18 protein-coding genes are annotated in these 23,717 nt (G+C 51.0%); 13 read left to right on the top strand and 5 right to left on the bottom strand.

Features of this window, described 5'->3' with window-relative positions; genetic code table 11:
- The first annotated feature begins 4 nt into the window (after positions 1-4).
- Positions 5-706 (top strand): 2OG-Fe(II) oxygenase, encoded by a 702-nt coding sequence (locus tag QWY82_RS11215; protein WP_290262330.1) that lies wholly within the window; start codon positions 5-7, stop codon positions 704-706.
- A 325-nt stretch (positions 707-1,031) separates the two neighbouring features.
- Positions 1,032-3,851: a hybrid sensor histidine kinase/response regulator gene (locus QWY82_RS11220; RefSeq protein ID WP_290262332.1), complete on the top strand. Its 2,820-nt coding sequence runs from the start codon at positions 1,032-1,034 to the stop codon at positions 3,849-3,851.
- Positions 3,852-3,997: 146 nt separating this feature from the next.
- Here the strand turns inward: QWY82_RS11220 and QWY82_RS11225 are convergent, their stop codons facing one another.
- Both QWY82_RS11225 and QWY82_RS11230 read right to left on the bottom strand, forming a co-directional pair.
- Positions 3,998-4,597 carry a hypothetical protein gene (locus QWY82_RS11225; RefSeq protein WP_290262334.1) on the bottom strand — a complete coding sequence of 200 codons (600 nt, stop codon included), beginning with the start codon at positions 4,595-4,597 and terminating at the stop codon, positions 3,998-4,000.
- Between the two features lie 67 nt (positions 4,598-4,664).
- The gene (locus QWY82_RS11230) at positions 4,665-5,228 is read right to left on the bottom strand and encodes an RNA polymerase sigma factor (RefSeq protein WP_353958704.1); all 564 of its coding nucleotides are present in this window, start codon (positions 5,226-5,228) and stop codon (positions 4,665-4,667) included.
- A 220-nt stretch (positions 5,229-5,448) separates the two neighbouring features.
- Between QWY82_RS11230 and QWY82_RS11235 the strand changes: the two genes are divergently transcribed.
- The gene (locus tag QWY82_RS11235; protein ID WP_290262336.1) at positions 5,449-6,927 is read left to right on the top strand and encodes an amidohydrolase family protein; all 1,479 of its coding nucleotides are present in this window, start codon (positions 5,449-5,451) and stop codon (positions 6,925-6,927) included.
- 5 nt (positions 6,928-6,932) lie between these two features.
- Positions 6,933-7,187 (top strand): superinfection immunity protein, encoded by a 255-nt coding sequence (locus QWY82_RS11240; RefSeq protein ID WP_290262339.1) that lies wholly within the window; start codon positions 6,933-6,935, stop codon positions 7,185-7,187.
- Positions 7,188-7,240: 53 nt separating this feature from the next.
- Here QWY82_RS11240 and QWY82_RS11245 read toward each other — a convergent pair whose 3' ends face one another.
- Positions 7,241-8,131, bottom strand: a complete 891-nt coding sequence (locus QWY82_RS11245) for a CPBP family intramembrane glutamic endopeptidase (RefSeq protein WP_290262341.1) — start codon at positions 8,129-8,131, stop codon at positions 7,241-7,243.
- Positions 8,132-8,655: 524 nt separating this feature from the next.
- On the opposite strand from QWY82_RS11245, the gene QWY82_RS11250 reads away from it, so the two are divergent.
- Together QWY82_RS11250 and QWY82_RS11255 are read left to right on the top strand one after the other, a co-directional pair.
- Positions 8,656-10,785 carry an acetyl-CoA hydrolase/transferase C-terminal domain-containing protein gene (locus QWY82_RS11250; protein WP_290262342.1) on the top strand — a complete coding sequence of 710 codons (2,130 nt, stop codon included), beginning with the start codon at positions 8,656-8,658 and terminating at the stop codon, positions 10,783-10,785.
- A 66-nt stretch (positions 10,786-10,851) separates the two neighbouring features.
- A complete protein-coding gene (locus tag QWY82_RS11255) occupies positions 10,852-12,150 on the top strand; it encodes a hypothetical protein (RefSeq protein ID WP_290262345.1) in 1,299 nt (432 codons plus the stop codon).
- Between the two features lie 50 nt (positions 12,151-12,200).
- Here the strand turns inward: QWY82_RS11255 and QWY82_RS11260 are convergent, their stop codons facing one another.
- Positions 12,201-14,192 (bottom strand): class I SAM-dependent methyltransferase, encoded by a 1,992-nt coding sequence (locus QWY82_RS11260; protein ID WP_290262347.1) that lies wholly within the window; start codon positions 14,190-14,192, stop codon positions 12,201-12,203.
- A gap of 338 nt (positions 14,193-14,530) precedes the next feature.
- Between QWY82_RS11260 and QWY82_RS11265 the strand changes: the two genes are divergently transcribed.
- From QWY82_RS11265 to QWY82_RS11275, 3 genes are read left to right on the top strand one after another with little or no spacing between them, the layout of a single operon-like run.
- Positions 14,531-14,986: a DUF3429 domain-containing protein gene (locus QWY82_RS11265; protein ID WP_290262349.1), complete on the top strand. Its 456-nt coding sequence runs from the start codon at positions 14,531-14,533 to the stop codon at positions 14,984-14,986.
- Positions 14,983-15,378, top strand: a complete 396-nt coding sequence (locus tag QWY82_RS11270) for a thiol-disulfide oxidoreductase DCC family protein (RefSeq protein ID WP_290262351.1) — start codon at positions 14,983-14,985, stop codon at positions 15,376-15,378. Before QWY82_RS11265 ends, QWY82_RS11270 begins: the two co-directional genes overlap by 4 nt.
- Entirely contained in the window at positions 15,375-16,070 is a 696-nt protein-coding gene (locus tag QWY82_RS11275; RefSeq protein ID WP_290262354.1) for an SDR family NAD(P)-dependent oxidoreductase, read from the top strand. Before QWY82_RS11270 ends, QWY82_RS11275 begins: the two co-directional genes overlap by 4 nt.
- 97 nt (positions 16,071-16,167) lie before the next feature.
- Here QWY82_RS11275 and QWY82_RS11280 read toward each other — a convergent pair whose 3' ends face one another.
- Positions 16,168-16,770, bottom strand: coding sequence for a YhgN family NAAT transporter (locus QWY82_RS11280; RefSeq protein ID WP_290262356.1), 603 nt, complete (start codon positions 16,768-16,770; stop codon positions 16,168-16,170).
- 272 nt (positions 16,771-17,042) lie between these two features.
- Here QWY82_RS11280 and QWY82_RS11285 point away from each other — a divergent pair, with 272 nt between their 5' ends.
- The 4 genes from QWY82_RS11285 (at position 17,043) to QWY82_RS11300 (ending at position 23,461) form a co-directional block, all read left to right on the top strand.
- Positions 17,043-17,603: a hypothetical protein gene (locus QWY82_RS11285; protein WP_290262358.1), complete on the top strand. Its 561-nt coding sequence runs from the start codon at positions 17,043-17,045 to the stop codon at positions 17,601-17,603.
- Positions 17,604-18,020: 417 nt separating this feature from the next.
- The gene (locus QWY82_RS11290; protein ID WP_290262360.1) at positions 18,021-18,797 is read left to right on the top strand and encodes an SOS cell division inhibitor SulA; all 777 of its coding nucleotides are present in this window, start codon (positions 18,021-18,023) and stop codon (positions 18,795-18,797) included.
- Positions 18,790-20,331: a Y-family DNA polymerase gene (locus QWY82_RS11295; RefSeq protein ID WP_290262361.1), complete on the top strand. Its 1,542-nt coding sequence runs from the start codon at positions 18,790-18,792 to the stop codon at positions 20,329-20,331. The genes QWY82_RS11290 and QWY82_RS11295 overlap by 8 nt, the downstream gene beginning before the upstream one ends.
- The gene (locus QWY82_RS11300; protein WP_290262363.1) at positions 20,321-23,461 is read left to right on the top strand and encodes an error-prone DNA polymerase; all 3,141 of its coding nucleotides are present in this window, start codon (positions 20,321-20,323) and stop codon (positions 23,459-23,461) included. The genes QWY82_RS11295 and QWY82_RS11300 overlap by 11 nt, the downstream gene beginning before the upstream one ends.
- Positions 23,462-23,717 lie beyond the last annotated feature (256 nt).

The raw sequence follows: 23,717 nt of genomic DNA on the forward strand, positions 1-23,717 counted from the left end.
GCAGATGGCCAAATTCATCCAAGAATTTTCACAGGCATTAAGTGCAGAGGCGTGCCAGCACCTGATTGATAAGTTTGAGGCATCGGGTCAGGCGCGTGCTGGGCAAACAGGGCAGGGTGTCGACCTTAGCAAAAAGCACAGCTTGGATTTAGTGTTAAATGAGCAAGCTGACTGGCAGCCTGAGCTGAATAGTCTGCAACAGATAACCTATCAAGGCTTATTGCATTACGTAAAGCGTTTTCCTTCCATCATTGCCGGCGCTGTTTCACCCACAGTATTAGATCCGGTAACCCAGCAGCCCAGTCAAATTACGCATGCTAACATTGCCCAGTTTGACGACCAGCTATTGTTGAATGTGATTCGCAGTATTTACCGATTAGGTCATATTAATTTACAAAAATACCCGAGTGGCGAGGGCGGTTATCATCATTGGCATTCGGAAATTTATCCCCATCCAACCGACCCTCAACAAGAAAGCTTGCACCGAGCGTTAGTGTTTATGTATTACCTGAATGATGTCGCGGAGGGTGGCGAAACGGCGTTTATTTATCAAAATATCAAGTTAAAACCGAAGGCTGGTAACTTAGTGCTTTTTCCGGGCGGCTTTACCCACACTCATAAAGGCGCAATTCCTCAGAGTGGCGATAAGTATATTTTAACCTCTTGGGTGTTGTTTAGAGCTGCTGAGGACTTGTACGGCAAGTGATGAAAGACTAAAGAAGAAGGTATTGCCTGTATCCACAGATTGAGTCAGACGAAATATTGTGAAGTGCCTTTTTTCCTGCTAATACTCTTCCTATTCTCCTTTTAAATTCAATTGTTTAGCCCAGTTAATTGGGCATTTAAGTGCTTGTATTGACGCCCTCTAATGTGCATACAGAGCGACGCTTAGCAAGAACCGCACTATAATCAAGGCGCTTAGCGAGGTGGCAGTTGGTTAACCAATGATGGTGGTGGAATGGATGCGATTGTTGTTGATGCGCTTTTACCGAAAAAATAGGCTAGTGCCTTGTGTTTCAGGCCTCTTTATTATGGCTATGTTATTGGTGTCTGCACCGTTGCAAGCTAAGCAGGCAACCGGGTTAGCGCTCGTAGAAGCCCACGCCGTCGGTGATTTACAGCCACATCTATTTCTCAATGAGCATACTGATCCAAATCTTACATTCGAACAAATTAAAACCAAAGCTTTTTATCCGGCCGGTGACAAAGCCTCCTTTCTGCCGTCGACTGATGGTGTGCGCTGGGTAAAATTTGAGGTTCTTAATCAGTCAGCTCAATCCCGTTCTCTGGTACTTGATGCCGGTGTCTCTGTTGCTCGGCAAGTGGATTTATGGGCCAGTAATCCAGAAGAATTGCTCGCTAGCGTTCATATCAGTCAACCGATTCATGCCCGCCCTCTATTTGAAGCAGGTATATTTTTTCCAATCACAATCGCTGCCGGTGAGGTTCGTACCTTCTGGTTGAGATACGACGTTCCCTCGCGCAATGCGAGTGCACCCAAGCTGCTGACCTATGATGAGGTGCTTCGTCAAGCCTATGTAAGCAATGGCTTCCAGTTCTTTTTCTGGGGCATGGTCATTGGCTTGCTCATTTACAACCTAATATTGGGCTTTAAAACACGAGAAAAAATATACGTTTACTATTCCATTTGGGTTAGCAGCTTTTTTCTCCTCTATGGTTCAAGTAACGGGAGTTTGTTTTACCTCTGGCCTGATAATTTTTGGATTGATGGCAAGCTAAACGGCTTCTATTACTTTACCTTTTTAGCCGCCATCGCGCTGTGTCAGTTCACTAAGTATTATTTAAACTTGCACGAGCGGTCCCGGTGGATGTGGTTAAGCCAAGATGTGATGTCAGTTATTTTCGCCTTCGCTTGTATCCTTACGGCAATTTTTGGCGTTAAGGTGGGTTTATTTTTCCAAACCTACGGAATGCTAGTGCTTTCTGTGATTAATTTAATAGTGCCTGCGGTATTGGTGAGCAGAAAGTCCGTTTCGGCTAAAAACTATCTTCTGTCATTCTCATTTATTTTGCTGGCGGCCTTTATGATGGTTTTGGCTGATTTATTCAATCTGCCAGGCCGGTTGCTGTTGAGAGAATTTGGTGTGGACAGTGCATTTTTGATCCAGATGTTGTTCTTGTCTATCGGGGTGGGCGGTCAACTTAATCGGCTAAAAGAACAAACGCAGGCGGAGCGCGCTAAGGCCATTGCGGCCGAAGCCGAAGCGCGGGTAAAGAGCAATTTTCTCGCCACCATGAGCCATGAAATACGAACACCTATGAACGGCGTTTTAGGTATGTCGGAGCTGTTAAGAGACACCCAGCTCGATCACACTCAGCAGCGTTATGTTGATACTATTCACCAATCCGGTAAAGCTTTGCTCTCTGTTATCAACGATATCTTGGATTACTCGAAGCTGGATGCTGGAAAAATGCAGGTGGAGGCTATCAGTTTTAATTTAGAAACTGTCATCGATGAGTGCGCGGCGCTCTTTAGCCTGGCCGCAGTCGAAAAAGGCATTGAGATCAATACCTATATGACAGCGGAAACGCCAAGGCTAATGGTCGGTGACCCGCATCGTGTACACCAGATTCTGTTAAATTTTCTGAGTAACGCTATCAAGTTTACTCAGCAAGGTGAAATTCTTGTGCGCGTTTCACTGACTGCGGATCAGCCTGCGGCTGCGGATGTTAGGGCAGATGCTTGTGCTCAAGGAGAAGGCGAGGCCATTAAAACTGACGCGCTTGTTCGGATAGAAGTAATCGATACTGGTGTTGGAATGACTGCGCAGGTTCAGGAAAATCTATTTAACGCCTATACCCAGGCCGATACTAGCATCAGTCGAAATTTTGGTGGCACAGGCCTCGGCCTGTCAATTTGTAAGCAACTTGCTCAGCTGCTAGGTGGCGAGGTGGGTGTTGCCAGCCAAGAGGCTAAAGGCTCGACCTTTTGGTTTAGTTTTCCGCTATGTTTACCACTCAATTCGGATTCGGAAGCGGCTGAATACGAATGTCGGGAGCTGGATCAGTTGCGTTTGTTGGTTGTGGATGATCACCCAAGTTTCTGTGAGTCCACGAAGGTGCGCGCCGAGCTTTGGGGTATGCAAGTAACAACCTGCGCCACGAAAGGGGAGGCATTAACTTTGGTGGCGCAAGCGTTGGCAGAAGATAGGGCGTTTGATGTGGCGATAGTTGATTTGCGTCTGCCGGATGGCTCCGGTGTTGAGCTAGCACAAGCGTTGAGCGATATTTCTAGCCTTAGGCTGCCACTGTTGTTGGTTAGTGCAACCCGGTATTTACCCCCTAAGGCCGAGTGGCGCGCGGTGGGTATTGCGGCCGTGCTTGAAAAACCCATCCCTGCACAAATGTTGCGGAGGTACTTGGCGCAACTTGTAGGTGTACAAAGCCGTGTGCAGCAACCGGAGCATAATCAGACTACGGTCGAGGGATTTGACTGTTTTCGAGTGCTGGTTGCCGAGGATAATGATGTGAACCGATTAGTCATCAAGGGCATGTTGAAAAAGTTTGGTGTCGAGCCAGTATTTGCCAGTGATGGTGAGGAAGCGGTCGCGTTATTCGATAGAGCACACAGTGACGGCACACCGTTTGATATGATTTTTATGGATTGTGAGATGCCAAATATGAATGGCTATCAAGCGGCAAGCCATATTCGCGAGTATGAAAAACAAGGCGCCTGCCCAGCCTCGGTGTTAATAGTTGGTTTAAGCGCCCACGCGATTTCTGATTACCGAGACAAGGCCTTCGCTGTAGGCATGGATAGTTACATTACTAAACCAGTTAGCCATGCGACCCTGATGGGCGAACTCCAGCGATTGACGGTTCGAATTTAACTCCCACTTAGCAAGTTGTTCGCTATCGATAGGCGGATTTTTTTTTGCTTAATTTTTCCTTGCCCTGTATTTCTAGCTTGGTGAAACAACGCCTTCGCTTAGTTTCTGCCTGCGCTTGGTCACTACCAGCGTTATGCTTCTGAGTCTCACGCATTATCAAACTCGCGCTTTAACTGCGCTACTTGGGCGCCTAGCTTTTGATAGTGTCGCACGCGCTTTTGTAGATAGAGAAACAGCAGGCACAAAAAAGGCGACAGTATTAAAAATGCAATCATTAAGTCGCTGGGCACTGAGGCCGGTAGCAGTAATTTTAGTATAACCAGCACGGCGGTGAAGCTTAGCGATATAACGCAACCCAATTGATTCAAACGCAGGTGTTTAATGCTGGCGGCGTAACTTAAGCGGCGAAACTGAAGCAGGCCATCTGTGCTCCAGTCTGTATAGTCTATAACCTTCCTGTGTATGTTGAACGCGTAGTAGAGCATGATGCCAGCGCTAAGCAGCATGATTGGGCCGGCGATGAGAGTGGCCAGCGAAGCCGGTAAACTGAGAAAAAATAGCCCCGCGAGAAATAACACGCAGGCTTGCACCAGATCTAGGTAAAACCACAGCTTGCGCTTGCGTTGCTGCGCACGCGCAACGCTAAAATCCAATGGCTTATCTGCCGGCTGACTTTGCCAAGTGGAGCGCAGTTCGCCTAAGCCTAGGTCATTCACATTATCGTTGTCGTGTTCTTTATGTTCCATCTTGAGTGCTCTCTACTCGAAATTGGTGCAATCGCTGTTAGCTATTCCAACCTGCGGCTGTAGGCGTTTATTTTTCACCTTCTAAGCGTGCCTTTAATTCTGTTTTGGCGCGGTTGATGCGAACACGCACGGCGCCGGCGCTAATTTGCAGTATGTCGGCAATCTCGGTTGCTGTTAGATCTTCCAACAGCAACATGATGACTTGACGATAAGGCGGGTCTAGGGCGCGCACCGCGTTTAGCAGCAGCTGTTGTTGCTGGCTGCGCTGCAGTTGCCCGGCTGGGCAGTCATCGTTGTGTTGGCTGTTGTCATCGAGCAACTGGGTTAAGTGCTCAGGTTCACAGGACTCAGCTTTATCGCGCACCTGGCGCGCTATGTGATCAACGGCGACATTGTGGGCGATGCGAAAGATATAGGCGCGTGGATTTTCCGCTGAGCTAATGCGCTCAACGGAATGCAGCATTGCACAAAAAATTTCCTGCGCTAGGTCTTCCCGCAATTGTTGATCTGCCTCATAGCCAGACAGCGTTCGCATAATGGCTGCCGAATAGGAGAGCCAAAGCTGCTCGATTCGCTGTTGTTTTTCTTGTTGACTGTCTATTTTTGATCCTGCCTTTTTTGAACGGCCAATATGTGAGGCCGTCTATCCTTTTTCGTTGCCGGCGAGCCTAGGTTTTATTCTGGTGCTGCTGTAGCTGCGCCTTCTCGGTAGTGTTGTGCCTTTGTCCTTGTAATAGGAGTCTGACGGATACGGCAAAGTGTTACACAATTTTTTTTGTAACACTTTGTGTGTCCTATCCGACTGAGGTTATCGAGCACATTGATAAGGCTGACAACCAGCCGGAGACAGTATGAAAATGACCAGGTTCCAGACGATCTTAAAGGCGATGTTAAAGCCGGTGGCTGTCGTAGTCAGCGGCTGCCTGTGTATTTGTTCTTCCGTATTTGCGGCACCAGACAGCTATGTATTGCATAACGCCAATCTCATTGATCCCTACAGCCAGTCCGTCATTAGCAACGGTTGGTTGCAAGTGACAGGCGACAGCATTGTCGCGTTGGGCACCGGTGCTGGGCCAGCCTCAGTGCAGCGCATTGATTTGGCCGGCGCTTACCTATTACCTGGGCTAGTGGACGCACACATGCATTTAACGGCGGGCCCGCTCTCGGTGTCAGTCGAAAACGGCGCGCCTAGCATCAGTATGGCGAGCCAAGAGGACATTACGCGTTTTCATGCGCTCGCGGCCTTGGCTAGCGGTGTGACCTCTGCCTTCAGCCCGGCCGGCGATCCAGTGGCCAATCAAGCTTATGCTGCTAATCAGCGCGCCGGCCTGTGGCGCGGCCCAGCCTTGAGTTATGCAGGTCTGAGCTTTGAGCCTACGCCTATTGTGGGTGGCACTGTCTATCCCCTTGACCCGCAAGCTTGGCGGCAGGAAATTGCACGTCAAAAGGCGCTCGGTGTGAGCCATATCAAACTTTATCAGGGCCTTTCTGAAGCTGAGTTGCGTCAGGGCATCGCACTCGCCCATGAGGCCGGCTTATCCAGCATTGCCCACCTTGATCAAGTGAGCTGGCAGTTTGCGGTGGACGCTGGCGTCGATGCACTCACCCATGCGCTGTTGCCATCGGCCGAACTGTTGCCGGCTGAGGTGCGGGCCGAGTACCAAGCCGGCATCGAACCCGGTAGCAGTCAGTATCTGTACCGTTGGTTTGAGCTGGTGGATTATGACGCGGCACCCATGCAGAAATTGTTCGCCAGTTTGGCGGCGCAAAAGGTCCGTGTGGATTTGACCTTGCTGGTCAACGAGATGATGTATTTCTACCCGCAGTTAGCGGAGTTGTACCCAGAGCGCCGTTGGCAGCAACACCCAGCCATCGCATCGACTTGGCGTCAGAATTTAGGGATGTCTGTGTATAACTGGAGTGAGCAGGATTTCGCCCGTGCGCAAGCGGCCTTTCCTAAGGTGTTGGAGTTGCTGGTGCGTTTGCACCGCGCCGGTGTGCCACTGTTGCTCGGCTCAGACAGTTATGCGGGCGGCGATTGGTTTTGGCGCGAGCTGGCTTTGCACCAATTAGCTGGGCTTGATAATTGGCACATTCTGCAAATGGTTACCAGTACGGCAGCACGGGAATTAAAGCTAGCAAACGTGGGGCGGCTTGAAACTGGTTTTTTTGCGGACCTCGTTATTCTCACCACCAACCCTCTACAGGACATTAGCGCAGTAGAAACCGTCGAGCGTGTTATTCAGCGAGGAAATATTTATTCGATAGCGGCGCTGCGTAAAGAACTTGATGTGTTATCAACCGATTCAATAACTGTAAAACAGGAGTAATAATCATGAACGATTTCCTTAATAACTATTTGGTAGTGGTAGAGCAGAGCAACGCGCTTCAGTTGGTGGTTTTTGCTGTGTTCTTTTTGCTGGTCTACTTTCTGCCCACATTGCTGGCCATCTTTTTTAACCGCCAGCATCTGGCAAAAATTGCGCTATTAAATGTGCCCGCAGGCTTTTCATTTATTGTGTGGGGTGGGCTAATATTGTGGGCTTGCACGGGTAGGGTGGGGCAGGTGTTGGCAAAAAAACTCGGCTAAGTGACGCCGGCTGGCAGCTAAGCCAGCCGGCGATTGGTGGCGGTAGCGTTGCCTTAGGGCTGCGCTATCTGGCTAACAGGAGGTGTCGCTGCGTTGTATGGTTGGCTCTGTAGCCCGCGCCAGCGCCACAAGAGTACCAATACAATGGTGCTGCCGAGCAATGAAAGTATGCTGCCCTCTAAGCCAAATTGACCGCCGCTGACCCAGTCGGGCAGATCCGCTAGTGTGGCTTTAAAATAACCACCAGTTTCGTGCCCGCTTACGTTAAAACCTAACACGCTACCTTGCATCCAGTTCCAACCTAAGTGTAGTCCAGTGGGCAACGCCAGACTGCGAGTGCGCCAATAGGCAAGGCCAAATATCAACGATGCCAACACCAAATCTAAACTGGCTCGCACGGCGGTGAGGCCGTCCATTTCCGGATTGCCGAGATGCCCAAGTGCAAAGACCATCGCCATGATAATTTGCGCAACCATGAAGCCGGTACCGTCGATTAAGCGCTGAAATATAAAACCACGGTGTAACAATTCCTCCAGCAAAGCACCTAGAAAAAAGGTGTAAAAGCCGTAGCCGACAAGCTTGGCGGTTGCGTCTGGGTTAACGTCGAAGGAAACTCCACCCATTAGCCATAGTGGCAGGGCGACCAGTAGCAGCCAAGTGGCGCCGCCGGCAACACCGCCGAAAAATTCTGAGAGCCAGCGGACGTTGCCTGCCAGTCCAACTTGCGCCATCGTTTGCCGTTTGAGTTGCACGCAAATTACCGTTACCCCAAGGACTAGGAAAACCGATGTAGCCTCTACCAACCAGGGCGGCGTATTAAGAGCTTTTAGTGCTCCAGTCAGCAGCCGATACAGCGGCTGCGTGGCGACAATCAAGCCAATGAAAAGGACTATCCACCAACCGTTCCGGATTTTGTTGTCGGCATTGAAGAAAATGTTTTTCACCCGCTTTATCCTTATGTTTATTTTTAAGGGGTCGAATATCGGCGCGCCGCTCACTTTGTGTCAAGCTGCTCGCAGTGGATACGCGTTGTTTAGAGGTTTACTCGCGACCGGTGGTTAGATGGCTTCGGCTTAGTGCTTGGTGCGATCATAAAGGGGGCTGATCTGTGTGCTGGTTAATCGCTCCATGCAACGGTAGCTTTTTATGGCCAATTATCGCGACGATGAGCCAAAGCATCGCGTTTAGTCGGCGCGCTGAGCGGCGGCTTTTATCATCTACCGCAGATGTTGGGATTGCTGCCGGCGTGTAAATTTGCGCTGCATTGAGGTTTCCACGATACTCTAGGCGATTCGTTGTCTACCTTGTTCATGCGCAGCCAAAGCGTGGCAAGCTGGATCATCAACGACTGGAATATTTTCCCGCCGACAGGCCCGACTATGAGCACGCGAGCCATTGACCGGTGTGGCAGCATTTATTCATTAGCATCTGGCCCAGCTTTTCGGCCAGAGTTCGAGCGGAACAGGTCATGAAGCAAAACAAAATTTACAATCAACTCGACGATGTCGTGGCTGAAATATTTGCGCGCGTGGGCAAGCACTTGGTTTTAGCGGCGCCACTCGGTATTGGCAAGCCCAATCGCTTACTAAATGCGCTCTATCTACAGGTAAAGGCCCAGCCTGAGACTGCATCGCTTACCTTGTACACAGCTTTGTCGCTAGACATCCCGTCTGCAAAAAATTGGCTACAGCAACGTTTTTTAGCGCCTTTCGTAGCGCGCCATTTTGGCGTCAATTACCCAGTCCTCGCCTACGTGCAAGATCGCGAGCAGGGCGCCTTGGCTGCCAACGTACGGGTGCATGAATTCTACTTTAGCCCGGGTAGTCAAATGGCGAACCCCGTGGCGCAGCAGAATTATATTTGTCAGAACTACACCCATGTCGCGCGTGATTTGGCCGACGCTGGGGTTAATGTGATTGTGCAACAAGTGGCGCGACGCGGTGAGCGCGTAAGCCTGGGTAGTAACCCGGATGTCACGCTCGATCTCATTGAGCGATTGGGAAAAGCCCAGCAACCCTGCCTGGTTGTTGCCGTGGTAAACCCACAGATGCCGTATTTAAGCGGTGAAGCCGAGCGCTCAATCAATGAGTTTGATCTGCTGCTTGACGATGGCGGCGCCGGTGACCAACTGTATGCCTTGCCGCGCGAGGCGATCAGCGCTACCGATCACGCGATTGGGCTTTATGCGAGCAGTTTGGTGAAAGACGGTGGCACGCTACAGGTGGGTATTGGCGCTTTGTCGGACGCTATTGCCAATGCATTAATTACACGTCATCAGCACAATGCTGATTATCAGGCCGCGCTTTCGCTACTGGCTCCCACCTCTGAAGAGCGCGCTTTAAGTTTGCGTATTGGCGGAACTTCACCCTTTGTGGCAGGCCTCTACGGCGCTACCGAAATTGTGATGGACAGCTTCATGCATCTGCGCAAAGCCGGTGTTTTAGTGCGCCAAGTCTACGATAACATTGCCCTGCAAAAATTACTGGACGATGATCAAATTCGCACACCCCTGCGCGACGAAGATACGGCGCTATTGATAGGCGCGGGGATTATCGAGTCGCCCCTAAATTTGGCTTGTGTGCAGCGCTTGCAAAGTCTCGGCTTGTTGCCCTTAACAGCTAAATTGCAAGGCGAGCGGTTAGTGCTTAACGACGAAGTATCGCTGGGCTTAGATTTAGCCGAACCGGACAATATCGCCCAGCTGAGTCGCCTATTAACGGGCCAATCACTGCAGGGTGGCCGCTATTTAGAAGGTGCTTTTTTCCTTGGTTCAAAGCCTTTCTATCAATGGTTAGGGGCGCTGGCTGGCGATGAGTGGCGCGGTATCAATATGCAGCGCGTCTCGCAAGTCAATGAGCTTTACGGCGGGCAAGAAATGCTAGACCGTGTGCAGCGCAAGCAGGCGCGGTTTTTTAATTCGTGCATGTTGCACACCTTGTTGGGCGCTGCGGCCTCGGACGGTATCGAAGACGGTAGGGTGGTTAGCGGCGTGGGAGGGCAATACAATTTCGTCGCCATGGCGCATGCCTTAGACGATGGCCGTTCAGTTATTATGTTGCGTGCCAGTCGCGTGCAAGACGGTCGAGCGGTATCGAATATTCGTTGGCAGTATGGCCATGTCACTATTCCGCGGCACCTACGGGATATCGTCATCACCGAGTATGGCATCGCCGATTTACGCGGCCAATGTGATGAGGAAGTGATAAAGCGCTTGCTCGCCATTAGCGACGCGCGCTTTCACGCCGAGCTGTTAGCGAGCGCTAAAGCGGCCGGTAAATTGGCGGCGGATTTCGAGCCGCCAGCGCTTTGGAGCCGTAACTTACCGGCCCGGGTAGCACCACTGGCAGAGCTTCCCGCCTTTAGCCGCTACCCCTTTGGTTCAGACTTCGACGCGCTAGAGTTGCGGTTGATCGAAGGTCTAAGCAGGTTACAAGCAAGATTCCAATCGCCTGTTAGCGCTGCGCTGTTAATACTGCGCTCATTATTGCCGGCGCGTGGCTCGGCCGATGTGCATCAGTGCCTAGCTCGCCTAGAGTTAACACGACCCAAAAGCCTCCGTGAATGGTTCGCCGCGCGGATGTTGGCGCGCTTGTTGTAAACTCTCAGGAGCAGCGCTTCATCACTGGGGCAAAAGAGATAACAAACCATCATTCAAGAGAATTCAATGTTAAAGCAATGTCCAGGTACGCTTACGGCGTTATTGATCTTTGCCCTAGCCCTAGTATCCGCACCGGCTATGGCTTGGAGTAATCACGCACCGGGTTCAGCATTGGCATTGGGCGTTATGCCTGAATTGGCAGAAGTGCAAGTCAAAGTCGAGCCGCTAGAGGATTTTCTACGGGCGCAGGCGCCGGCGTTGGAGGCACACTTGGCTGAACAAGCGCGTTTTGCCCGAGGGCATTTTCCACAAGTGCCGGAAGCGCCTGCAAGTTTGCATTTCGGCGCTGACGCAGCCGATCTTCGCACCGCTTTTTTACAGGCTTTACGCTTAAACCCCGAGATAAAATTAGCCGCGTTTGTGCAGTCGTTACCTGGCCAAGCGGATACGGAAGGCTTGCCACAACTTGGCGCCGGCGACGTGGTGATTTTTAACGATCTTGATGCCTGGCAAGCGTGGCAGTTTTTTGCCTTGCGCACTGGCCAAAATGTTAGTGCTTTGTCGGTTCTGGCCAGCGCCGCCGACGAGCCAGATTACGGCCACGACATACATTTATTCAGCGATAACCCCAGCGCCGTAGCAAGCCTTTATCATTTTGGCTTGCAGCCCTTTGGCGATAGCCGTTTCGAGCATTCTTCGCAAGCACCTTTTCACATGGGCTATTTTCACGAGTCGGCTATTATTTTTACTCTCGGTAGCTTTTTAAAAAATACCTTTGCCGATTGGCGTGCCTATCAATTCTTTTCGCTCGCGCAATTCGCCTTTGAGGCCGGCCATCCCTATTGGGGTTATCGGTTTATGGGTTGGGGCTTACACTATGTACAAGATCTCACCCAGCCTTACCACGCCACGGTTTTGCCGGGTAGTGGCACGGCAGATCTTCTGTGGATTTACGCCAAAGATAGCTTGGGCTTTAGTCATTCGAAGCAGACTGTTATCGCCCGCAATGCTGACTTTCACACCTATATTGAAACCTTACAATACCAGCGTTTGGCACTACTGCTTGCCAGTCAAGAGCTAGAGCACCCCTTGGTACAGGCTTATCGTATTAACACCAGTGAGCGCGATTATCCGCCCTATGACTCAAGCTATTTGCGCACTGTTATCGCAGCCGAGGCGCGTCAATCGGCGGATCAATTGGATGCATTGATTGCGCTTAATCAGGTTCAATTTCCTGCTGCACCGCAGCTTCTTGAACAATCACCCTTGCAAACGCTGTTGGTGCAGCTCACCGAGCGATTTGGTGTGCACTCACGCCATGCGGTACGTGCAGTGCTTACCGAAGCGTCTCAGGCTGAAGAGTAGCGGGGTACCCATCTCCAGCAGCCGTTCCAGTCAGTGGCCGCACTAAAGCATCATGAATAGATTTGTGTGAAAAATTGATACATGCCGGCAAAGGTTTGTGGGTTTCTCGTTTCAAATTGATGCCACGCCCGCAGGTCGAGCATCTTAGTATGTGACCCGTGGCTGAGTGTAAACTTGTGAAATGTCTCCGCCGTGTTGAAGGTAAAGCCTTTAAATAATAATTCATTTTTTGTTAAAATGGTTTCCAGCTCGGTGAGTGTAAAGGTGTGCTCCTGCGCATGAAATAGTAAATCTCTACACATGCTGGTTGAGTAGAAGTCGTTGGACTTAAGGCAGTTATCATATTTTTCTCTCTGCGCCGCAATCACCTCATGACGCATCTGGCGAATAGCCGCTTTTGTCCCTTCGCGCGAGTTTTCTTCTCTGAAACCCGCAATTTCTTTGCGCGCTATTTCACTGTAAAGGCCGAGCTTCATTACGCCGTTTTTTACCAGTAAGCCCTTTAGTATTTGTAACCCTGCAATGGGGTCTTGCATATGGTGTAAAACGCCCATGCACTCAATAACATTAAACCTGTCTTTAAGGTCTGATAGCTCAAGGATGTCGGCTTGGTAAAATCTAATGTTTGACAGGTTGAGTTGTGTTGCTTTCATCGTGGCGTAGGCGAGGCTGCGTCGGCTTAGATCTATGGCTGTGATGTGCACATTTGGGAATTTCAGTGCCAATGCGATGGGGTGCTTGCCAGTGCCGCAACCGGCAATGAGTATTTTTAAAGGCTTATCAAAATGTTTGGCTTTTATAAATGGTGGTTTGTTTATGCCATTATGCTTAGCGTAGCCGGCACTATTTTCTAATTTGCTGATATCATGCCAGCGCGGGTAGGGGTTGGCTTCATACTGGCTACCTACGAGCAGAGATACTGCATTGTTAATGGTGGTGAGTGGCTGGATGGCATTGGCGAACTCGAGCTCTTCTTCGTGCTGATAGAGAATTCTCTCTAGGCAGGGCTGGATGTCAGTTGGCCAGTCATTTATCGCATAGTTTAAGAGCTGTGCGCAGTAGGGCTGTTCACTTAAGGGTTCATAAAGGGAGGTTAGCAGCACCTGGGTGGCCAATTGCTTTGCGGTTGCGCTGGGTTTATTGAGTGTGTCCTTAATTTTCTCGTGAATAAGATTTACCGCGTTTGACTCGTTGGTTGAGACGAAGTGCACGTGTTCATTCAAGTCGTTTTGCAGTGCTAGCGCGCATAGGACCGCAGCATCGGCTAGCGCGAGTTTTTCCGTTTGAGCAAAGGTGTCTAGTAAATGTTTGCGTAGCTGGATGAGGAATAACTCAATGTCTGGGTCTGGTAACAAAGCTCGCTTCAGAATCTCTAGAAAAAACACATCTTGTTTAACGTCGTCATAGCGAGATGCATCAAGAATGTTAGTTTGCGCTCGGTTATCGAGTTGGTATTTGTATTTTATGAGGGAAGATGCCAGCGGCGCTATGATGGCGCTATCGAAACGTTGATCCTGTAGGTACTCTATCGCGCCTTTTTCTAACGCCAAACTGTATCTGGTCGCTTCTATGTGCTGCAAACAGTGCCGGGATCTGATAATCAGGTGTTCATGACAGGCGAATAAATTACTAGCGGTTGAGAAGTTATGAAACGCTTCGGTATATTGATGGTTCATGGCTTGTGCTTCAGCGGCTAACACATAACACAGTGGGTTTGAAATGCCGGTAGCTTCGAGTTCAACGACTGTTTTGATAACATCCTGCGCCCGCTCAGCGCATAAATATTGGCAGGCGCGCTTTAGTAGCACCAGATAAGGTTGCTTGATGAAACCACTTCGGCCGACCAGTTGGCGCAGCGCTTGCACATCCCCCGTGAGGAGACATCTGGCAATATCAATAATAAATAGATCGGCAGCGTTGTTGTCAGCTTTGTGGGAGGCGAGAGATAGAAATGTATCGCGGTCTAACTGAGTGATGGTATCTAAGCAAAACACGATTTTTTGATGGCTGACTGTGTCCATTTCTAGCAGTGCGGCATTCATAATTCCCCCTACTGGTATTGGTTGTATCTGGCTTTGCTTCTAGTTTTGCGCCGCTATGGCGGCCTGAAGCGTTTGTTTCTTGGTGCGTTACAGGCTTTATCGGCCGCTTCAAGAGTATGTTAAGAAGAATTGTTTGAATTCTCGGTTGAGGTAAGCGCGGTCTTAAGCTTGCCTGCAGTCACAACATTTTGCCCCTGAGGCTGCCTTCTACATTCGGCTGATGTTGAATGCGGGGAAGAGCCCCAGCGTGCGCCTTTTGGTCTAGGTACCTAAACATCAAGCAAGCCTGTTGGTTGATGCATTGGCATCCATTCCTACTTTGCTCCCGTATACAGGGCATGAAAACGCTGCCACGACATCGCCCTGAACCCACTAGTGCTGAGCTTGTGCATCTCACCATGGTATGGCTTGGCTATCTGGGCCTGTTGCCGTTTGCTGCGGCCTTGGTGTTGATGGCGTTTGCGCAGCAGGCCCAGCTAGGCATGTTGTTATTCAGCTGTTATAGCTGTGCGATTGCGACTTTCTTGGCCGGCAGCTTGTGGCAACCTCAGGTGTCTAATATCGCTTTGGCGCTGGCTTCCAATTTAGTCGTGCTGTTGGCCGTGGGGGCGTTGTTGCTGAGTTTTGTACGCCCAGTGGCGGGGCTGACGCTGTTGGCTCTTTGCTTCTACCTCAGCTTTTTTGCTGAGCGTTTTGCTGCCCGTTCACCGGCTTATGTGCGCATGCGCCGACGGCTCACGGGTACGGTAATTTTGTGCCATGCATTGGCGATTTATTGGGTATTGCAGATATGAGTGCGCTGACCATTTTTTACGATAGCCGTTGCCCTTTATGCGTTAAAGAAATGCTGAGCTTACAGCGGCGCAATAGCGGCCAATTGGGTTTTGAAGATATTTTTCAGCCTGATTTTAGTGTGCGCTTCCCGCATATTAACCCCGAGCGTGCCAACGCGGTATTGCATGGCCAAACGAGGGATGGCGAGCTGTTGCTGGGCTTGGACGTTACTGCGCATGCTTGGGCCTTAGTCGGCAACCCCCTGTTTAAGGTGTTGCGTCGGCCGCTGATAAAACCCATAGCCGATCTCGCCTATGAATTTTTCGCCCGGCACCGCTATCGCATTTCTTATTTGCTCACTGGTCAGGCGCGCTGTAAAGCCTGCGTTGATATAAAGCGAGTCGCTCCGTGAATAGGGCTTTGGTAATCGGTTTGGGCGGTATTGGGTCTGCGTTGCTAGAGCACTGGCGTGCCAGCGGTGCGTTTGATGAGGTGATCGGTGTGGGCAGCCGCGCACAAGGGCCTAGCTCAATACAGTGCTCGCATACTGAAGCCGGTGTGGCTCATACCGCGCAACAACTTTTCCCTTATGTTGGTACTTTTTCCCGCATCGCCATTTGCACAGGTTTGCTGCATCGTGGCGCCATGCAGCCAGAGAAACGGCTGGAGGATGTGCAGCTTGAATATCTGCAGGCGAGCTATTTTGCCAATGCCATCTACCCCTTGCTGTGGCTTAAAGCCTTGCTGCCATTAGTGCAACGCAATGAGTGTGTTATTGCCGCCTGCAGCGCTCGCGTGGGCAGCATTAGCGATAATAAATTGGGTGGTTGGTACAGTTATCGCGCCGCCAAGGCTGGCCTAAATATGTTGTTGCAAACCGCCAGCGTGGAGTATGCACGTCGCGCCAAGGGTGTTCGGTTGCTTGCGTTTCACCCGGGCACCACAAACACACCACTGTCGGTACCGTTTCAAGCGCGGGTACCGGAGCACAAATTGTTTACGCCAGATTTTGTTGCCGATCGTTTGAGTGCATTAATGGACGCTCGGCCAAACGATAATCGCCTACAATTTATCGATTGGAATCATCAACCGATTGACTGGTAGGTTTACACAATGCGTGTGTGGAAGCGTGTTGTTTAACGTTACAGGTGTTGCTAGCCGCCTTTTGAAGCTTCGGCGGCGTAGCGATGCAGGTAATCTGTTAGTTAAAACTGGTCACAAAATCCCGTATACCGTTGAGCAACATTTGCGTGGCTAGAATCACCAAGATCATGCCCATTAATCGCTCCAGTGCACGCGAGCCTTTGGTGCCAATTACTTTCATAATCAGAGGCGACGCCAGAAGTAGGGCAGACGAGGCGCCCCAAGCTAACAGTAATGCGACGCTCCAATCTAAAATTTGATCTGGCTGGTTTGAGCTGAGCAATAACAATACGGCAATGGTGGAGGGGCCGGCGATCATCGGCACCGCAAGCGGCACGATAAAAGGCTCGTCCACCTCAACTGCTTCACCGATATCGTGGCTGACAGGGAATATCATTCGCAGCGAGATAATAAACAACAAAACCCCGCCGGCAATGTTCAACGAGGATTGGGTTAAACCCAAAAAGGCCAGTATGGCGTTACCGGCAAACAAGAAAACTAACAGAATTACCAAAGCAATAATGAGCTCGCGCGCCAACACCGGCGTGCGACGCTTTTTATCTAGGCGCGACAGCACCGCGTTAAAAATGGGCACATTGCCGAGCGGGTCCATAATTAAAAACAGCGTCACCGCCGCCGGCGCGATATCGGTCCAATGCATAGTTTCATCTCTTACTTAAATCGAGGCTTAATAGCGTTACCGCGCTAGTTTAGCAGCTAGGCTGCTGGACAGGCAGTTGAGAAATGTAGCGCTAATGAGCTAGAACTGCCGATAGCGTCACGGTTGGCTGAAATAGGGTATTGGAAGCTGTAAAAGCTAGGAGGATGATTCAGATGCCAATTTTTTTATCTATTTTAGCTGTTCCCCACAGTGATCTATAGTGTTCAGTTCATTTTGTTCGGATAGGCAATTATTGCCAAGGAGAGTCTAACGTGCCAACACCCATTGAGCTAGCTTTAATGAGAACCCGAAAAAATGCAGCTAAAAGTGCATTACTGTTTTTTAAGGAAAAGAAGTCTGTTAAAAGTACCAATAATTTTTTCGATTTTACTAGTGAGAACGATCAGAACACCTTGGATACCTACCGCGGGGTAGCTGCTCGAAATACAATCGTAGATGCATTTGATGATGCCGCAACAACGGGTATTGGTAATTGCGATGAAAAAGGGCGTATTTGCTATTCGGCTCTGTCAAGCAATCCGCTGCTACAGCCGCCCGGTTCTGTGGTTACACTTTGTGAAGCAATACATTACGATCATGTGTTTGTTGTTGTCGCTAACGTTGCCGTTGTTGGTCCAACTTCACTCGGCGGTTTGGGATTGACGGCAATGGTTGTGGATGGTTGGACGCAGGATTGGTACTTTCCTAATCTTGGCTTATGGGATGCGAAAAAGAATAACTTGGGCAATACGCCAAATCCTCGGCAGGGCGTGATCCGTGTAAAAGTAAATTATTATCAGTTTCAGGCTTATACTATGCCGGCAATTATGTGAGCAAATGGGTTGTTACGGGCCGACTTTTAAAATACCAATGTTATTACTTAATGGTGTGCTGGTAACCAGAAGAAGCCATGATCATTGAGAAGGAATGGATAGCCGATGAACAACCAATCTGGCTATTTGGTTCAAAGGCGTAGCCGGCGCCAAATGTCGTTTCGAGCATAACTGGTTTTGTGGTTCCATCTAGCGTCGGCTCGCCTGTGATTCGCTCTGCGTTGGCTTGCGCCTCTATGTAAGAGTCGAAAGCGATAGGAGGGGGTTAAGTAAATCCAAGTCAGATATTTTCCCGCTAATTACCCGTGGGCGTGGTTTGGCTGTGCTGTCGGCTGATTTGAAAGGCGTGAATTATCTACTTGAATTACTGTATGTAAATACAGTAATCTGGTTAGCCGAACACTGTGTGAGGTCCGTATGCCGTCTTCTACTTTTGCAGCCGTGGCCGGCCAAGCTGCTACATCCGATGTGCTAGAGCAGCTCCTGCATACCCGTGCAGACATTTGGCGTGCTCGCTCCGCCACGCAGAGGCGGGAGGTTATTAGCACCGGTTTTCGGGCTCTTGATGCCGCGCTACACGATGGCGGTTGGCCTTTGGGGGCGACTACAGAGCTGTTGTCCGATGGTTTGAATTGGCCATTACTGTTGCCGGCGTTGATGCCGCGCTTACCTGGCTATGTTTTTCTCATTGATCCTCCCTGCGTGCCCAGCGCCGCCTACCTCGCCCATATGGGCGTGGCGCCTGAACAGCTATTGGTACTGCGCAATATCAGTGTGTACGACAATTTGTGGGCTGCCGACCAGGCTTTGCGCGCCGGCGCTAGTGCCTTGGTGTGCCAGTGGCTGCCCAACAAGGGGGTCGCGGATCGGGATTTGCGCCAATTGCAGCAGGCTGCCGTTAAAGGCGGCGCTTGGCATGTGTTGTTGCGCTCGCGCCAAGCGGCGCGCACAGCGGCGCCGGCCGCGTTGCGGTTAGCCGCCGACGTGTGTGATGCCGGTTTGCAGCTCACTGTATTAAAGCAGCGCGGAGGTTGGGCCGGGCAAGAGGTGCAGTTGGCACTCTGGCCGCAACTGGCGGCATTGGCGTTGCAGCCGGTGCAAAACTGGCCTGTGCATTTAGAGGATTTACCGGTGTTGCGGCAAGGTGTTGTGCCCCAGCGCGCGGCGCAGCTGGCGTCACTGGTCAATGGCTAAGGCAACGGCAGCTCAACGCGGTTTGCCAGCGCTAGGCACAGAGACAGGCCGGCTTTATGTGAGTTTGTATTTTCCCGCTTTAGCGCTAGATCATTGGCTGCGCGCAAGTCAGGAAAACTACCCGCTGGCGTTGTACAGCGGTCAGCGTGTGGTCGCGGTATCGTCTGCCGCGCGAGCGGCGGGGGTGGCAGAGGGCATGAGCGTGACCAGCGCCTTGGCGCTGTCACCTCAGCTTTGCTTGCGGGTATTCGAACCAGAACAGGGTTTGCATTTATTACAAAACTTAGCGCAATGGGCTTATGGTTTTACGCCCTACGTTGAGTTGGATGAACCGGATTTTTTGCACCTTGAAGTGGCCAGTAGTCTACGTCTCTTTCATGGACAGGCGATGCTATTAGAGCGAATGGCGCAGGAATTATCCGCATGGCGCTGTGGCGTTTTTATCGGCCTAGGGCCCACCCGCATGGTGGCTAAGCTACTGGCAAAAAACCAAGCCGTAGAGGCAGCCCCCAGCTTGGCCGAACAACAAACGGCGATAGCTGAGCAGCGCTTGGGTGTGTTGTTGAGTGCCTTGCCGGTGTCGCGATTAGATGTATCCGCAGCACTATTGAAGCGCTTGGCGAGCGCCGGGTTTCGCCAATTAGGCCAACTTATGGCGCTACCTTTACGCGAACTCGGTCAGCGTTTTGGTAAAGATGCCGTGGCTTATTTACAGCTTTTGTGCGGTCAGCAAGAAAAGCCGGTCAGTGCCTTAGCCTTAGCGCCGGCGTTTAACCAGCGCCTGGCTTTTATCTATGGGCTTACTGATGTGGCCCATCTGCAGGAGCCTTTGCAAGTATTATTGCGGCAACTACAGCAGTTCTTGCGTCAGCGGCAACTTATCACCCAGCGTATTTGCTGGTGTTTTTGCCATGAAGATAAAACCCAAAGCCAGATCATTGTGGCGGTGCAGAGTGCGCACAGCGATACGGATGAGTTTTATCAGCTCACCGGTTTAAAATTGGAAAACTTGAGTTGGTCTTCTGCTATTGCGCAGGTGGGTTTGGAGGCCTTAGGTCTGACATCGGCCGCACCGGTGGCGAAGGGCTTGTTTCGCGATATGCGCGATAAAAGCGATGATATTGAACGTTTAATTAATCGCTTCTATCAACGCTTTAGCGCCCAACAGTTTTATAGTTATAAGCTGCAAGCGGAGTATTTACCGGATAGGCAACAGTGCCAGCAGTTGGCCTTTGTCAGCAATAAAACCAAGGCCAGCAGCGCTGTTGACCTTGAGGTTGATCATTGGCTATGCCCCTGGCTACTGCATCCGCCGCAAGCGCTTTTGATGCGCGAAAAAAAATTAATGTGGTATAGCGACGGGCAGAGGCAAGAGCTAGAGCTGATGAGCCGGGCCGTGCGTTTTGATAGCCACTGGTGGCAACAGCGCGCGCGCAGGGATTATTTTATTGCCAAGGCGCGGCAGCATTACTACAGCGTCTTTTTCTGTCAGCAGCGGCGGCAATGGTTCATGGCCGGTTTTTATGTTTGCTGAGTTGCACTGCGTCAGTAATTTTAGTTTTTTACGCGGCGCCTCTCGGCCGGAAGAGTTAGTGCAGCGTGCGCACGCCTTGGGCTATCAAGCGTTAGCGATTACCGATGAGTGCTCCTTTGCTGGCGTGGTTAAGGCTCATGTAGCAGCACAGCAGCTGGGTTTTCATTTAATTGTGGGCAGTGAGTTTTGGTTGCATGATAAGCAGGCCAAGCTAGCCCCGGCCCACTTGATTTTACTGGCGCCTAACCGCGCCGCCTACAGTGAAATTTCCGCGTTGATTACCCGCGCCAGACGCCGTGCTGACAAGGGCAGTTATCAACTTTTTTTGCAAGAGTTGCAATTTGGCACCCAGCACTGCCTGGCCATTTGGCTACCGGTGCAGGCGCAAACGGTTGAAGATTGGCAGGGGCAGGGTGGCTTGTTGTCGCGTTATTTTAAGCAGCGCCTGTGGTTGGGTGTTGAGCTGCTGCAGCAATCATCGGATGAAATCTATTATCAGCGCTGTTATCTAACCGCGAGCCAGCAACGCATCAGTATGGTGGCGTGTAACGATATACATATGCATTGTCACCAGCGTCAACCCTTGCAAGATGTGTTGGCGGCTACGCGCTACAACTGCTCGGTGGCTGAATTAGGTGTGCGCCGCCATACCAATGCCGAGCGCTATCTGCGGCCGGTGGAAAAACTGCAAACACTCTACCCCGAGGCACTGCTGCAAGAGGCGGCGCACATCGCCAGCTTGTGTCATTTTTCTATGACCGAACTGCGCTATGAATACCCGCCCGAGGTGGTGCCAGAGGGGTTGACCGCAAGTGCTTATTTGGCGCAGCTAACCTATGAGGGCGCGGCCTTGCGCTGGCCTAACGGCACCACGCCAGCCATGGAAAAGCAATTGCACAAGGAGCTTGGTTTAATTGCAGAGCTGCGCTACGAGTATTATTTTTTAACCGTGCACGATCTTGTGCGCTATGCGCGAAGCCAGCGCATTTTATGCCAGGGGCGGGGCTCAGCCGCCAACTCGGCGGTGTGCTATTGCCTGTTTATAACCGAGGTGGACCCGGCGCAAAGTGACTTATTGTTTGAGCGCTTTATATCCAAGGAGCGCAATGAGCCGCCGGATATTGATGTGGATTTTGAACACGAGCGGCGCGAGGAAGTGATCCAATATATCTACCGAAAATACAGCCGCGAGCGCGCCGCCTTAGCGGCAACGGTGATTACCTATAGGCCCAAAAGCGCGATTCGCGATGTGGGCAAGGCGTTAGGTTTAGACCCGTTATTGCTCGACAACATTAGCCGTAACCTAAGCTGGTGGGATAAGCCCGCGCAGATGTTGGTGCGGTTGCAGGAAGCCAATATAAAATTAGAGGGGCGCTTGGTGCAGCAATTTGTCGCGCTGGTGCAGGCATTATTGGGTTTCCCGCGGCACCTTTCGCAACACGTGGGCGGTTTTATCATCACCAAAAGCCCGATCAGCACCTTGGTGCCGGTGGAAAATGCCGCCATGGCCGAGCGCACGGTTATTCAGTGGGATAAAGAAGATATTGAAGCGTTGGGTTTACTTAAGGTGGATGTGTTGGCGCTGGGAATGCTGACGGCCATTCGAAAAATATTTGATCTTATTAATAGCTACCAAACACCGCCGATACAACTAGCGCAAGTGCCGTCGGAAGATCCAAAAACCTACGCCATGTTATGCCGGGGCGATAGCGTAGGTGTGTTTCAAGTGGAGTCTCGGGCGCAAATGGCCATGCTGCCCAGGCTGAAGCCAAAAACCTTTTACGATTTAGTGATTGAGGTGGCTATTGTTCGGCCTGGCCCAATTCAGGGGGATATGGTTCATCCCTATTTGCGCCGCCGCAATGGCGAGGAAGCGGTTGACTACCCCAACGCCGATGTAAAAGCCGTGTTGGCGCGTACCTTAGGTGTGCCTATTTTTCAAGAACAGGTGATTAAATTGGCGATGGTTGCCGCCGGCTTCAGTGGCGGCGAGGCAGATCAACTGCGCCGCGCTATGGCCAGCTGGGGGCGCAACGGTAACTTGGCAGGTTTTCGCGATAAATTAATGCAAGGCATGGCCGAGCGCGGCCACAGCGAAGATTTTGCCGAGCGTTTATTTCGCCAAATGCAAGGCTTTGGCGAGTACGGTTTTCCGGAGTCCCACGCTGCCAGTTTCGCCTTATTAGTGTACGTATCGGCCTGGCTAAAGTGCCACTACCCAGCCGCATTTTATTGCGGTTTGTTAAACAGCTTGCCCATGGGCTTTTATTCGCCGTCACAGCTGGTGCAAGATGCGCGTCGCCATCATGTTGCGGTAGAAAATATAGATATTTGCGTGAGTCAGTGGGATCACAGCTTAGAGAATTTTCAGGCCAAGGCCGCAGTAGAGGCGGCGCCTTCTGTACGCCTGGGGTTTCGTTTAGTAAAAGGCTTGCGGCCAGACACGATTCAGCGCTGTATCGCTGCGCGGGACAAGAAATGTTTTTCCTCTTTGCAAGATTTACGGCTGCGCGCCCAGCTATCTGACGCGGAATTAGAACTGCTAGCCGGTTGTGGCGCTTTACGGCAATTTAATCAAGATCGCTTTAATGTGCATTGGGATGTCTTCGCGCTCGATCAGGCGCCGCTGTTTAATCATGCGCAGTTGGCATCTAGGGCGGAGTTAGCCAATAGCGAGGTCGCACAGCAGGCTCTGGCACTGCCGCAGGCGAGTAGCTATGACACCCTAGTGATGGATTACCAAAGTCACCATTTAAGTTTAACGGCTCACCCCATGCAGCTATTGCGCGAGCAGGCGGTCTTTAATGGCTGTAAAAATGCGCAAGCATTGTTGGGTGTGGCACACGGTCGCTTCGTGCGTGTTGCAGGTTTAGTGACCGGTCGGCAGCGGCCTGGCACAGCATCGGGTGTTTTGTTTATCACGCTGGAAGATGAAACCGGTAACACCAATGTTGTGGTGTGGGCATCATTGCAAGAGCGCTACCGACGCGCCATTCTCCAAGGGCGTTTATTGCTGGTGAAAGGGGTGGTGGAGCGCGAGGGCAGGGTGGTGCATTTAGTCGCAGGGCATATTGAAGACCACTCGCACTTAATGCCTGAATTGTTATTGAGTTCGCGCGATTTTCATTAGAGGCTAGCTATTTTTATTAGAGGTTAGCTATTTTTTCATTGAGATAAAGCGCACTTGCAGTACGGCCATTAGCTAATGAATATGTCAATGTTTTACGGCTGGCCTGTGCCTAGCTAGCTGAGTTTCATAGCTAGCTGAGTGTCTTAGGTGGCTGTGTGGCCTATGAACGCTGCATCACAGGATACGGGGCCTTCGATTGAAGGGCGGCTTGGCCCTGCAATCGCAACACGCCCTTATAACGAGGTGCGCTTATATA

It is taken from the genome of Simiduia curdlanivorans (assembly GCF_030409605.1).
GTDB classification, from domain to species: domain Bacteria; phylum Pseudomonadota; class Gammaproteobacteria; order Pseudomonadales; family Cellvibrionaceae; genus Simiduia; species Simiduia curdlanivorans.

Coding starts and splice junctions, on each gene's coding strand:
- QWY82_RS11215 (WP_290262330.1), top strand. CDS start 5: ATGGCCAAATTCATCCAAGAATTTTCACAGGCATTAAGTGCAGAGGCG.
- QWY82_RS11220 (WP_290262332.1), top strand. CDS start 1,032: ATGGCTATGTTATTGGTGTCTGCACCGTTGCAAGCTAAGCAGGCAACC.
- QWY82_RS11225 (WP_290262334.1), bottom strand. CDS start 4,597: ATGGAACATAAAGAACACGACAACGATAATGTGAATGACCTAGGCTTA.
- QWY82_RS11235 (WP_290262336.1), top strand. CDS start 5,449: ATGAAAATGACCAGGTTCCAGACGATCTTAAAGGCGATGTTAAAGCCG.
- QWY82_RS11240 (WP_290262339.1), top strand. CDS start 6,933: ATGAACGATTTCCTTAATAACTATTTGGTAGTGGTAGAGCAGAGCAAC.
- QWY82_RS11250 (WP_290262342.1), top strand. CDS start 8,656: ATGAAGCAAAACAAAATTTACAATCAACTCGACGATGTCGTGGCTGAA.
- QWY82_RS11255 (WP_290262345.1), top strand. CDS start 10,852: ATGTTAAAGCAATGTCCAGGTACGCTTACGGCGTTATTGATCTTTGCC.
- QWY82_RS11260 (WP_290262347.1), bottom strand. CDS start 14,192: ATGAATGCCGCACTGCTAGAAATGGACACAGTCAGCCATCAAAAAATC.
- QWY82_RS11265 (WP_290262349.1), top strand. CDS start 14,531: ATGAAAACGCTGCCACGACATCGCCCTGAACCCACTAGTGCTGAGCTT.
- QWY82_RS11270 (WP_290262351.1), top strand. CDS start 14,983: ATGAGTGCGCTGACCATTTTTTACGATAGCCGTTGCCCTTTATGCGTT.
- QWY82_RS11280 (WP_290262356.1), bottom strand. CDS start 16,770: ATGCATTGGACCGATATCGCGCCGGCGGCGGTGACGCTGTTTTTAATT.
- QWY82_RS11290 (WP_290262360.1), top strand. CDS start 18,021: ATGCCGTCTTCTACTTTTGCAGCCGTGGCCGGCCAAGCTGCTACATCC.
- QWY82_RS11295 (WP_290262361.1), top strand. CDS start 18,790: ATGGCTAAGGCAACGGCAGCTCAACGCGGTTTGCCAGCGCTAGGCACA.
- QWY82_RS11300 (WP_290262363.1), top strand. CDS start 20,321: ATGTTTGCTGAGTTGCACTGCGTCAGTAATTTTAGTTTTTTACGCGGC.